Here is a 12,090-nt window from a genome sequence, read left to right as displayed (position 1 = left end):
ATGGTTGTGGTCCTCAGACGGCATGGCGCTGCTCTCATCCTCACGTGACACGTGCGCGGGTTGCTCGGTAAGAACTGTCGATGTGGGCCGTCATCATGGCGTTCGCCGCTCCGACGGCGCCCTTCCCGCGAGGCCTTCCAGCAGCGGGCTCCTCCTGCCGCTCCAGGAGATGGCGAGCTGGTCGCGGGCGCGGGTGGCGGCCACGTACAGCAGGGAGCGCTCGCGCAGGAGGGCGTCGGCATAGTCGGCGTCCGGGTACTGCTGGTCGCGCAGCGCACGGGGGATCGAGGCCTCTGAGACATCGAAGAGCAGCACCTTGCGGAACTCCAGGCCCCTGGAGCGGTGCATGGTCATCACCACCGGGCGTCCCCGGCCCATCGACTCCTTATCCACCGGGCGCGCGTCGACGCCCCGCTCGGCCAGGTCCGTGACAACCGCGTCGCGCTGATAGCGGTCGCGAACGAGGATCGCGATGGTCTCAGCCCCGGCTCCGGCGGTTGCGCCCGCCTCGCGCCGCTCGCCGTCCTCCGTGAGCCAACCGCGAAGCAGTTGCGCCGCGAGGTCGAGTTCCGCGGCTCGGGACTCTGCGGGCAGCAGGACCGGCTCGGGCCCGGATCGCGGTGAGACGTACCGGTGCTCCTCGGCGTGCCCCTCCATGTCCTCATACGAGCCGGCGTCGAGGATCTCGAAAGCGGCGCGCAGGTTCTGGCGGGTCGTGCGGTAGTTGCGGGTCAGTCGCCGTGACCTGCCCCGGATATTGATCCCGTAGTGGCTCAGCGTGATCTTCTTCCCGTAGATCCGCTGGTGGGAGTCCTCGGCCAGGAAGAGGTCGTCCGGTCCAGGCTCGACGAGCGCGCGCAGGAGCAGCAGGTGCGCCGGGCTGAGGTCTTGGGCCTCGTCAACGAGCACATGGTCAAAGGGCCGCGCCATGCCCCGCGCCGCCTCGTGGTCGAGCCAGGCGGCGGCGAGGGCGAGCTGCTCGGCGAAGGAGGTGACGTCCAGCTCCGCGCTGCGGTCCCGGTAGCGCTCCATGGCCGCCCACACCTCAGCGCGCTTCCGACGATCAAGCGCCACGCCCCTGCCCGGACGGCGCACGCGCAGGTAGTCCCGGAGGGTCTCCACGTGCTGCGGCAGCACGACGAGCTCGTACTCGGAGGCGAGGAAGTCCGCCGACCGGAGGCCGGCGGGCAATCCCTCGCCCGTCAATGCGAGGACGTCACCCCACAAGTCGTTCCTAGCGTGAGCGAGGACTCGGGCTCTGCGCCGGCCCAGAACGCGCTCGGCGACATCCGCAATGCCCTCCCCGGCCCGCTGGAGGATGGCCCGGGCCACCCTGTCCAGGCCGGAGACGAGCACACCCGGCTTACCGACCCGCTCCGCGAATGCGAGGCCCGGGGCGAGCTGCGCGAGCTGCCGGCTCAGGTCGTCAGCGAGGTTGCGCGTGAAAGTGGTCAGGAGGATGCGCGTCTCGCCCGATCGTTGGCTCCCGTGCTCGCGCCCAGCAGCGTGAGAGCGAGCCAATCCCCGCTTCATTCCGGTCATTCGCCCGGCCAGGGCGGCCGTCCGGTGCACGGTGACAACGGTTTTGCCCGTCCCCGCCCCGCCGGAGATCCGCATCGGGCCGTTGGAACGCTGCTCCACCAGGTGGCGCTGCTGGGGGTGGAGGAAGAGCTGCCATTGCGCGAAGGTGAGGCCCTCGATGGCGCGGCGCAGGTCCTCATCGGTCTCCAGCCACGTGAAATCAGCGCGAGATGCCCTGCGGCGCAGGCCCTCGATGACCTCGGCGTCAGTGGGCTCAGCGGTGACATCCCGCGGGAGGAGGAGCTCGAAGTCCTCACGCACGCCCTCGATGCTCGTCCCCGTGGCCAGCGCCAGCAGAGCCTCGCCCTGCCAGGAAGGGGAGGCGGTGGCCGCCAGGTCGAGCAGCTCGGACTCGCGGCTGGCGGCGAGCGCCGCGGCGGCAAGGCGGATGTCGATGCCCAACTCGTCGCGCAGGGACTCCACCGTCAGACCATCCGGCCACACCGGACGATCGTCACGCGTTGCCACGACGACGCCGGGCATCGCCGTTGTGGTCCCAGATGCCGATCCCCCACTCTCAGCCCCGGGCCGCGCGGGGACCGAGATCACGGGGGCCCCGGAATCGGCCTCCATGCGACGGCGCGCCTCGGCATTGCCGGCCTCGAGGCGCGCGGCCTCGCGGGCGATCTCCTGAGCCTCACGCCGGGCGGCGTCCAGTCGCTGGCGAGCATCGCGTCGAGCCCGATCAACAGCATGTTCGTCCTGGCCGGCGGCGTCACGGACATCGGAGATCTGAGCAGCGCCGTTGTACGGGTTGATGCCGACCGTCACAGTCCTGGCGATCTCGATGGCCTTGTCATGCGGCCAGATCCCGTGGATGACGTAGACGGGCTCGCCGCCGCCATCGAGCTCGAAGAGCACAGCCCGGTAGAAATCGGTGACTCGGGCGGTGCGCACCCTGCGGTCCGCCGACTCCCGGATGGGCTCCACATGGAGACCGGCGCTCGTGGTCCCAGCGGAGAACTTGGTGATGAAGGGACCGATCTTCGAGCGCAGGGACGGATCCTTGTGAGTGGCGTCCTTGGCCTTGTCGCTGGGCCACACGATGACGGGCATATCAGCGTCCTTTCAGAAGCGAGCGGATCTCGTTGGCGGTGACGGCAGCATCATGCCCCACCCTCACGACCCGCCAATCGGCCGCGGTCAGGGCGGCGACCTCATCGTCGTGGGCATCGACGACGACGGCGACGCGCTCGTCCGGCCATGACAGATCGGTCATGACGCCGTCGGCCTCCTCCTGGCCCTCCCGCCCGAAGCGCACACCGGCCGCCGCGAGATGGGGGAGGAGCGTGAGGACCTGCGGGGCGGCGAGATCCCGGTCGACGCCGTCCCAGCCGAGAGCCGTCATCGCCGAGGCGCCGGAACCCGGTCCGCCGGTGACGGCAGCGCGATCACGCAGTTCGTCGAGGGCGAGGGACGTCGTCGTGATCGTCACGGGGGCACCGGATAGAGGAAGGACGTTGCCCAGGCGCAGCCAGGTCAGCCAGGCATCCCGGTGCTCGGGCGAGGCCAGTGCCTCCTCCGAGTCATCGATGACGAGCGCCATACCGGTCGTGCTCGTGCTGCTGAGCTGGATCGCCAGGGCCAGGTGCGGTCCGTAGAAGACTGATCCTGAGACTGTGGTCGTGGGGGCGAGAGGGGAGGGCAGGGCCTGGGAGGGCAGGAGCGCGTGGACCGCCTCCCAGGTCGGATCCGCTTCCGGGCGCGCGGCCGCCGCGTAGCTGAGCGTGGCGTCGCCGAAGAAGGCGCTGCGCCCGGCGGCGCCGTGGAGGAGCGGCACCCCGACCGAGGCGGCGAGGGCGGACAGCGCAGTGGACCAGGCGCCAACGCCGCTGTCATCATCACGCAGCATGGCTGCCAGCAGAGCCATGGGCCCGCCGCGCCAGGCCTCGATCGCCTCGTCGGTGACGGCCGCGGCGCGGGCTGCGACCAGGTGGCCGTTCTTCAAGGCAGTAGCCGTCTCCTCGCCGAGCCACCGCGGGTTCCACGCGCCATCGAGATCCTCCTTGGCCACGGAGATGACCCGGTAGCCGTGGGCGCGCAGATCGGCGCGTTTGACGGCGTCATCGGCGAGGCGATTGCTCTGGCGGCTCGCGTGGTACCTCAGCCCGTCGGTGTAGATGGCGATGGGGGCGCGCCCGCTGACGTGCAGCGCGGTGAAGTCGGGACGAGTGCGCCCCACGTCCAGCTGAGGCCGCAGCCGCCAGCGACCGCCATCGACCTCGAGGGCCGGCGCCCCGGAGGCGTCGCCGATGACGCGCACGCTCATCCGGGTCGAGAGCAGCTCCTTGAGCTCGGTGCGGAAGCGCGCCTCCAGGGGGCTCTCGCCGGAACCGGCACGCACGGGCTCTTCGGTCACCGTCCACCGGGGCGCGGTCGGGGCGAGGTCGCCGGCCGTCTCATCGGCCTGAAGGCCGAGGATGAGGCGCAGGGCGTGCAGGGCGGAGGCGCGGGAGATCTCCCCGGGGGCGTCCCTCATCGGGTAGGGAAGCAGGCAGTGGTGGCACATGTCCTTGCCCTCAGCCGCGCAAGGGCAGGTCTCCAGGCGCTGGGCGGTGCGCGTCAGCAGCGCCCAGATGGCGGCGGGATCCTCGAAATCGGTGAGGTAGCCGGTTCCGCCGGGCACGAGGTCGTGCACGAGCAGGGCCATGCGCGTCTCCCCGGGGGAGCCATGGGGGACGGGGTAGGGCGCGGAGATCACGCCCAGGTGGTCGGGCGCACCGCCGGTGGCGATCTCCAGCCCGAGCATGAGGGCGCTGGCCAGGGATGCCACTCCGATCGGATCAGAGGCGAACTCCTGGGGAAGGATGAGCGCGATCGCCTCGGTGACGAGGTCGCGCATGAGGTCGATCTGGATGACGTGCTCGCGCGGATCGGTGCGGTGCGCGCACCAGGCGCGATGCTCTCCCGGAGAGGAGGCCCCGGTGCTGGAGTCGAGCTTGCCGCAGGCCTCGCACAACCGGAAGCCGCGAGCGCGCACCGGGGCCCCACCGATCTGGTCGACGGTCTGACCGGGGAGGGTCCGGCCCCTGTTGAGCCAGCGCAGGCTCAGTCCCCGGAACCGGCTGAGGCCGAATCCGGTGGCGTCCACCCTCCACTGCCGTTGGGCGCGCGTGGGGTCGAGATCGGCCAGAGGGAGGACCTCGAAGCGCGTGGAAGCCCGCTCGTCCCGGGTGTCGCCGATCCGGGCATCGTCCCGGGCGACGTCGGCGAACACGCGGGTCAGGCGCAGGACGCGCCGAGCCCGCCCGACGTCGGCGATGCTCGTGTCCCCGCAGCGCGGGCACTGGCTCGGGGCGCAGGGCGGCGCACCGGAGGGGGCGTCGTCCTGGATGTAGCCGCAGGAGGCACAGGTCAGCCACCAGTGCGCCTGCGCGGCCAGGTCTAAGGAGTCCACCCCGTCGATGCGCATCTCCATGCCGTGGGTGTAGAAGGCGGCGCCGGGGGCGAAGCTCGTGCAGGGCATGGGTGGAGGCGCGGTCGAGGTCGTAGGGCTCGGTGGTGAACTCGTCGGTCTCCGGGTCGCGCCAGGACACGCGGGCGGAGAGCCGGACGGTGTCGTCGATGAGGGCGTAGTTGGGCAGGACGCCGTGGCGCTCCAGGGCGGCGATCCAGGGCTCGTTCTCCAGGTCGATGAGTCGGGCGGTGATGGCCTTGCGAGCGCTCTCAGCGGCCCGCCAGGCGCGCTTGTCCTCCTCAGTGGCGTTGGGACGGTCCTTGGCGGCGATGAGCTCAGGCAGGGCCGCCTTGATCTGCTCATCCTGGTGCCGGAGCTGCTCCGCCTCAGCGCGGTGCTCCTCGGCGGCGCACTCGATCATGAGGCGGGGGCCGGCCCCGCCGTCGCCGGATGCCCAGGCGGCCAGCCGCTTCAGGGCCGGGGCGCGGTCGGCGAACGTCGCGGTGAATGCTGCGGCGAGCGGGGCGCCGTCGCGGGCGATCCGCTCGGTGACGGCGGCGAGGAAGGTGCCCTGACCGCGCGTGTCGAAGACGGTTCGGGCATCGGCCCGGCCCCTGCCTCCACCCGGGACAGCGGGGTGGCCCTCACGGGTGAGAGTGTCGATGACATAGGCGAGGAACTGGCGGCGCAGGATCGCCTCGGCGCCCAGATAGGTGGACGGCGGGGCGACGGCGCCGTCGAGCAGCCGGGCGGGGTCCTCCAGGAGGCGGATCTGATTGGGGCGCCCGCGAACGTAGGCCAGTGCGAGGGCGGAGCCGCTGCGGCGGCCAGCGCGACCGACCCTCTGCACGTAGGAGGCGACCGTGTCCGGCAGGGAGCCGAGCATGACGGTGGACAGGTCCCCGATGTCGATGCCCATCTCCAGAGTGGGGGTGGCCACGAGGACGTTGGGGTCTCCGGGTTGCTGGGTGGGGCGCTTGAACCCTTGCTCGACGGCGGCCCGCTTGTCGGCATCGAGCAGGGAGGTGTGCTCGTGGGCGTCCACCCGCCGCACGTGGGTGGCCGTGTACATGCCACGGTAGAAGCTGTCAGCGGGGTGCCGGGTGGCGGCCAGGCGCCCGGGGCAGCGGGCGACCAGGCAAGGGGCGCCGGCGAGCTGACCGACGGTGGCGCGCGCGGCGGGAAGCTGGCTGCGGCAGGTGTCGCACACGAGGAGGAGCTCCTCCTCGCTTCCGTCCGGCAACGGGGTGAGGAGCACCCGGTGAGCGGGGATGCCGTAGACGGTGCCGCCGGAAGTGGTGCGGGTGGTTGACAGGACGTCGGCCTCGGCGAGACGGGCGAGCAGCAGGGCGGCGAGGCGCGCCGCGTGGGATCCTGTGACGCCCAGGCACGCGCGGGCCCAGGTGGCGTACCAGGACTTCGGGGAGACGACCGGTGTGAAAGCCGAGTGGCGGGTATTGATATTCCCCTTGACCTGCGGGAAAGAGGGTGCGGAGCGTCCGGCGGGGAAGGCGGGCTGCCCCTGGTCGCGACGGCGTTTGTACCAGATCCACAGGCGCCTGCCGTCCTCCTCCTTGTAGCGCCTCAGCCACTCGTGATCGATGGCGCCGTCGCGGCGCATGCGCTCCACCGTCCCGCGCACCCAGGCGAGCAGGTCGGCCTCGGTGAGGGGGCCCAGGCCGGGCAGGGCGTCGGGCGCGCCGTCTCCACTGAGAGCCGCTCGGGCGATCCGGATCAGGTCCGCGCTCTGACCGGCGTCCACGTGGACGGCCAGGGATCCGGTGGCCTCCAGGGTGCGGCCGTAGGTGGACTGGAGGCCGACCTCCAAGGCGATGTCGAACAGGACGACGGCGCACGTGGACGGCTGCCTTGCGGCGCTCGCTCATCGTGGCATCGGGTTTCCAGTAGGGCTTGAACCGCGGATGCTCGGCGAGGGCGGCGGGGACCAGTCGGTAACGGTCGAAGGCGTCGTTCGCCGCGGCGTCGAGGGTGGCATCGGCCCAGTCCTCGAGGGAGGTCTCGGCGCTGAGGGCGCCGCGCAGCGCGGAGCGCAGGCTCATGGTGTGGGAGCGCTGGTCGACGAAGCCGGCCCGGTGGGCGGCATCCTGGACGGAGTCGGTGAAGATGAGGGCGCGCTTGTCGGCGTCGTCGAGGGCGTCGTCGCCGAAGAGGGTGGTCAGGCTGACGGAAAGGAGGGTGGCGACGGCGGAGCCGAGGAATCGGATGGCGTCCGTGGCCCCGCAGGAGGGGCAGACGTCGTGGGTCGTGTCCTCGGCGATGGCGCGCTCGTCGCCGGTGAGGACGAGGACGGGCAGGTAGCGGCCCTCGCGGGCCTCCAGAGAGCCCTCCTCGGGGATGCGGGTGAGCAGCTCGCGGTCGGCAACGGAGTACCAACGAAGCCCGGGGTGGTGGCGGGCCGGATCCGGCTCACCGGCCTCGACCCTGCGACGGATGTCGGCCTCCTCACCGGGGGCGGCGAGCAGCGCGCGAAAGCGGGTGTCGCCGAGGAGGCGGTCGCGGCGTACCTCGCTCTGGTCGACCTTCTCCCCCTGACCAGTGGGGGCGAGGCTGATACCCCAACCGGAGCGGCCGCAGGAGCGGCAGTAGAGGGCGGGTCGGGCGGGGACATCCTGGGATGACTGATCGGCGGAGTCGGACCAGCGGAAGGCTGGGCGGGCATCGAGGAGGCGGTCCACGCGGGTGACCTCGCGGATCCACAGGGTGACCTCGACGCCGACGGCGCCGCGGTCGGGGGCGCCGTCAAGCCCCGCCCGGATGGTGGAGAGCGCGGCGAGGAGCGCGGCCAGGGCCTGGCGGCCGATGGTGGGGTCGATCAACTGGGCGGGGGAGAGGATGGAGGTGGCAAGCCCGGCCAAGGGAGTGGCGCGGTCGGCCAGGCGGATGAGGTCGACGACGTCGGGGTGAGCCTGGATGGCGTGGGCGAGATCGGGGGCGGTGAGGCCCGCGGTGTGGTCGGCGGGACGGTCGTCCTGCGGCGGGTAGAGGATGGAGGCGATATCGGCGAGGATGCGCTCGGGGGTGGTGACGGGCCTGCGGGCGAAGTCGGCCAGGTCGGTGAGGTCGGCGGGGGACAGCGCGGCGAGGCGGCGGGCCTTCAGGCCGAGGACGGTGGTGGCCTCCCGGTGGGGCTCGGCCCAGGCGTCGAGGCTGGCACGGGTCTCGGTGATGACGGCGTTGGCGGGTAGGTCGGCGCCGAAGACGTCGCGGGCGAAGGCGAGCATGCGGGTGGGGTCCCCGCTGTCGCCTAGGGTGGCGGAGGTGGCCACGGGGCAGACGGGGCCCAGGGGAGCTCTCGTAGTCGACCTGGCGGGGGTCGTCGTCGGCCAGGTGGGCGCGCAGGGTCAGGCCCAGGCGGCGCAGGAGCATGGCGACATCGGTTCCCTGGGCGCCGTCATAGGTGTGGAACTCGTCGAGGACAAGATAGGTGAGGGAGGAGGCGGACGCGCTCCACAGGGCCCGGTCCTCCGGGTGCAGGAGGAGCTGGTCGAGCATCTTGTAGTTAGTCAGCAGGATGTCCGGCGGGTTGTCGCGGATGACGTAACGGTCGGTGATGAGGGAGGAGGGGGTGACGCGCGCGGTCGGGGCGGCGGAGGCGTCGCCGGTGTAGAGGGCGGCGCGGATGCCGGTGAGAGAGGAGTCGGAGGTGAGGAGGCGGGCGAGGCGACCGGCCTGGTCGGAGGCCAGGGCGTTCATGGGATAGAGGATGAGGGCCTTGAGCCCGGTGACGCCTTCGGCCCGGGCGTGCAGGACGTGGTCGAGGACGGGGTGGAGGAAGGCCTCGGTCTTGCCGGAGCCGGTGCCCGTGGTGATGAGGGTGGGCTGGGGGCGGTGGTCGTTCTTGGTGGTGAGGCGCTGGTAGGCCTCTTCCTGGTGGCGGTAGGGCGTGAGCCCGGGGTCCCAGTCGAGGGCGTCGGAGCGCTCGCTCGCGGGCACGTAGGGCAGGCGGAGCCGGACGAAGGGGCCGACGAAGACGCCGTCCTGCTCGTTCTGAAGGAAGTCGGCGAGGGCGCGCCGGGGCTCGGCGTCTGTCAGCGCGAAGGTCGTTGACAGGTAGTCGACGACGGCGGTGCGGATGCGCTCGGCCTGGAGGCTGGGGAGCAGGAGGGGCATGGTGCTGTGATGAAGGGCGAAGAAGCGGTGGCTGGTCTGGGCCTGTGGGCCTGAGGCGAGGCTAGCGCAGCGCGGCGGCACGTGCTGCGCTTTTGCTTGGAAGGAGTGCAGCAGGCAAGGCGCCTCGGGCGCCGAGCCTGCTCGCATCGTTGACGTGCCGCAGTTATCTCAACTAATATTAGCGCATAGAGATTCGACTCGACGCTTGCAAGCGCGGGGTTGAATCTGCTGGCATGGAGTATGTTGAGCGGACTGCAATACGCAGATTCTCCCTTGGGGATGATGTTGATATGCTTACCGGGCCAGTCGAGGACGGTGAGCCGCATGGCAACGCTGTCGAGCAACGTTCGCTCGATCTGTGGGCCCTCGCAAGCGACGCCTTTGAGAGAAGGATGCGAGCGCTAAGCGAGAACGAGGCTTCGAGCTTCGGCGCCGGATACATTGGGAAGATTGGAGACGAGCGTTGAATAACTGGACTCGAGTACTATCGCTCATTTGGTCAACGGCTCGTGGCGGAGTAGTTGGCATACTCGTCTCGACCGCAATCGAGGCTCTCGTGCCCGCCACCCAGGTTGTGCTTCTAGGTCTGACAGTCAACGCCGTTCTCAACGCTGAAGATGCTGCAGACCTCCTCATCTACCCGTTGCTGTTCGGGGTCGTCGCGTGTCTTAGCCTGCTCGTCACTACCTTGCAGGGCTACTGCCAGGCTTCGCTTGAGCAAAAGGTGTCCAACGCCTTCAACCTGAAGTTGATGGAGAAGGCAGGGGAACTGAGCCTTCCGGACTTTGAGGATCCCCAGGTATACAACATGCTCCAACTCGCTGCGCGTGAGGCAACCAGCCGCCCGTATCAATTGTTCTCGCAGTTGGTGGCCACAGTGTCGGGTGGAATATCGCTTGTGACGGTCACTGGAGTTATCATCAGTTGGAACCCGCTGGTTGCATTGCTTGTCCTCCTTTCGCCCGTACTCCCTGTGTTAGTCAACCAGCTTTTCGTTAAGCGGCTGTGGCACGTGGAGCGCAACCGGTCTGAGGAGCGACGTCGAGGACAGTACCTTCTTGCGCTGGCGACAAATGACAAGACATATAAAGAAACGCGCCTATTTGGCTTGCTTCCGCATTTCGTCAACACCTACCGGGAGATGTTGGAGCGATTCTACTCCGTCGACATGGCGATCGAGGGCAAGCGAGGTGCGGCTGGCGTCGCCTCAGGGCTTGCGGGTGTTGCGGTCACAGTAGTGGCAATATTTTTCGCGATATCTGATTCATTTGCGATTGGTGACGTCGGCCGGCTTGCCTCCTATATCAGCGCGATATCGGCCGTGACGGCCGCGGCGCAGATGCTCATTGGAGGATTCGGACAGCTCTTCGAGCACACACTCTTTCTCGGCAACCTGTTTGACTTTCTGGACCTCTCGCCCGCCCATGAACGAGGTGACGATTTGCCGAAGCGAACTCCGGGTGACGGGGAGATGGTGGATCCTCAGGAAATCGTTTTCGACGATGTGACGTTCCAGTATCCCGGGCAGTCGAAGCCCGCGCTTCTGAACTTTTCCGCCACCTTCTCCCCGGGGCGAACGGTCGCGCTCGTGGGAGAGAATGGGGCGGGCAAATTCACGATCGTGAAGCTGCTGACCCGCCTCTATGAACCGACAAGCGGCCGGATCCTCATTGGCGGTACTGACATACGGGAGATTGACCTGGATGTTTACCGTGGCCAGTTGGCAGTGTTGTTTCAAGACTTCATTCAATATGAAGCCTCTCTTCGTCAGAACATCGGTTTTGGGCGGCTAGAGAATATGGATGATGCTGATGGGATCCTTTTGGTCGCCGAGCGCGCCCGCCTCATGGACGTGATCGAGGACCTTCCTCATGGGCTCGATACGCAGCTTGGAAAATGGTTTAGCGAGGGCCGTCAGCTTTCGGGTGGGGAGTGGCAGCGTGTGGCACTTGCGCGCGCCCTTTTTCGTGACGCTCCGATCATTGTCCTGGATGAGCCTACCGCATCTCTGGACGCTCAAGCCGAGGAGGCTGTCTTTGAGCAGATTAACGTCGGAGAATCAAGGGCGACGAAGATTCTCATTTCCCATCGGTTTTCGACGGTTCGAATGGCTGACGAGATTCTTGTCGTTGGCGAGGGTAGACTCCTCGAGCGTGGTACGCATAGCGCTTTGGTCTCGGCTGGCGGCGTTTACGCGCAGATGTACGCCATCCAGGCGAAAAGGTGCCTGGATTGCTGACGCGGCTATGCCGGCTCTTCGCAGTTGAGGGGTGGGTGGCTGGGCGTGTCGGTGCCGGGGATGCGGCAGCAGGGCGCTGTCGCGTCGCGCGATGCGCTGGGCGTTGGAGGTGCTGGCGATCGACCCTCTGACCGTCTCGCGCATCGTCGCAGGTCTTGGGGCCTCCTGGCGCACGGTCAATGACGCGGTCCTGGTCGAGGGCAAGACCCTCATGCGAGAGCTGGTCACCAGCATCTGCCGGGGCGTGCGATCGGCCCTGAGCAGAGCCCCGAATGGTCGCCGGACTCGGGCCGTCAGGGGGCTTTGAGCCTCTCCATCACCGTTGCCGCCGCGTGCTCGACGTCCTCGTGCTCCCAGACGTGGATGACGGTCCACCCCAGGGCGGCGAGCCTCTCGTCGGTGTCGCGGTCACGCGCCTGGTTGCGGGCGATCTTCCACTGCCACCACTCGGTGTTGCGACCTGGCAGGGAGCCGTGCTCAGGGCAGCCGTGCCAGAAACAGCCATCGACCTGCACGGCGACCTTGCTGCCAGGAAAGGCGATGTCGACCTTGCGCCGCGGGAGCCCCTCCACCTTGTACTGCACCCGGTACCGGTAGCCGGCGTGCCACAGGGCGCGCCGTAGCGCGGTCTCGGGTGAGGTGTCGCGGCGTGCGAGACGGGCGTAGCGGCGAGAGACCGAGACGTCGGCCGGCGGAGTACGCTGCGGCTCGGGTGCGTTCAGAGCGTCGTCGGACACTATGC

General features: G+C 69.0%; 9 protein-coding genes. 4 read left to right on the top strand and 5 right to left on the bottom strand.

Features of this window, described 5'->3' with window-relative positions; translation table 11 throughout:
- Positions 1–93: 93 nt before the first annotated feature.
- Genes ABXS69_RS08500 through ABXS69_RS08490 form a run of 3 tightly spaced genes read right to left on the bottom strand, consistent with a single transcriptional unit; the run spans position 94 to position 6,806 of the window.
- On the bottom strand, positions 94–2,637 hold the full coding sequence (locus ABXS69_RS08500; RefSeq protein ID WP_366180252.1) for a UvrD-helicase domain-containing protein: 2,544 nt from the start codon (positions 2,635–2,637) through the stop codon (positions 94–96).
- A 1-nt stretch (position 2,638) separates the two neighbouring features.
- Positions 2,639–4,423: a DUF1998 domain-containing protein gene (locus ABXS69_RS08495; RefSeq protein ID WP_366180251.1), complete on the bottom strand. Its 1,785-nt coding sequence runs from the start codon at positions 4,421–4,423 to the stop codon at positions 2,639–2,641.
- A complete protein-coding gene (locus tag ABXS69_RS08490; protein ID WP_366180250.1) occupies positions 4,365–6,806 on the bottom strand; it encodes a helicase-related protein in 2,442 nt (813 codons plus the stop codon). The genes ABXS69_RS08495 and ABXS69_RS08490 overlap by 59 nt, the downstream gene beginning before the upstream one ends.
- A gap of 4 nt (positions 6,807–6,810) precedes the next feature.
- Here ABXS69_RS08490 and ABXS69_RS08485 point away from each other — a divergent pair, with 4 nt between their 5' ends.
- On the top strand, positions 6,811–7,617 hold the full coding sequence (locus ABXS69_RS08485; RefSeq protein WP_366180249.1) for a hypothetical protein: 807 nt from the start codon (positions 6,811–6,813) through the stop codon (positions 7,615–7,617).
- Between the two features lie 121 nt (positions 7,618–7,738).
- On the opposite strand, the gene ABXS69_RS08480 is transcribed toward ABXS69_RS08485, so the two are convergent.
- Complete coding sequence (locus ABXS69_RS08480) at positions 7,739–9,109, bottom strand: DEAD/DEAH box helicase (RefSeq protein WP_366180248.1); 1,371 nt, start codon at positions 9,107–9,109, stop codon at positions 7,739–7,741.
- 233 nt (positions 9,110–9,342) lie between these two features.
- On the opposite strand from ABXS69_RS08480, the gene ABXS69_RS08475 reads away from it, so the two are divergent.
- From ABXS69_RS08475 to ABXS69_RS08465, 3 genes are all read left to right on the top strand, one after another.
- Complete coding sequence (locus tag ABXS69_RS08475; RefSeq protein WP_366180247.1) at positions 9,343–9,576, top strand: hypothetical protein; 234 nt, start codon at positions 9,343–9,345, stop codon at positions 9,574–9,576.
- Positions 9,573–11,348, top strand: a complete 1,776-nt coding sequence (locus tag ABXS69_RS08470; protein WP_366180246.1) for an ABC transporter ATP-binding protein — start codon at positions 9,573–9,575, stop codon at positions 11,346–11,348. The genes ABXS69_RS08475 and ABXS69_RS08470 overlap by 4 nt, the downstream gene beginning before the upstream one ends.
- Positions 11,349–11,439: 91 nt before the next feature.
- Positions 11,440–11,655: a hypothetical protein gene (locus ABXS69_RS08465; protein WP_366180245.1), complete on the top strand. Its 216-nt coding sequence runs from the start codon at positions 11,440–11,442 to the stop codon at positions 11,653–11,655.
- Here ABXS69_RS08465 and ABXS69_RS08460 read toward each other — a convergent pair.
- Positions 11,642–12,085 (bottom strand): very short patch repair endonuclease, encoded by a 444-nt coding sequence (locus ABXS69_RS08460; RefSeq protein WP_366180244.1) that lies wholly within the window; start codon positions 12,083–12,085, stop codon positions 11,642–11,644. The genes ABXS69_RS08465 and ABXS69_RS08460 overlap by 14 nt on opposite strands.
- Between the last annotated feature and the right edge of the window lie 5 nt (positions 12,086–12,090).

Origin of the sequence: Actinomyces timonensis (genome assembly GCF_040702965.1) — a bacterium.
In the GTDB taxonomy this organism is placed as follows: domain Bacteria; phylum Actinomycetota; class Actinomycetes; order Actinomycetales; family Actinomycetaceae; genus Actinomyces; species Actinomyces timonensis_A.
The sequence above is the reverse complement of the archived record's forward strand: the minus strand, read 5'-3'. Positions and strand labels throughout refer to the sequence as shown.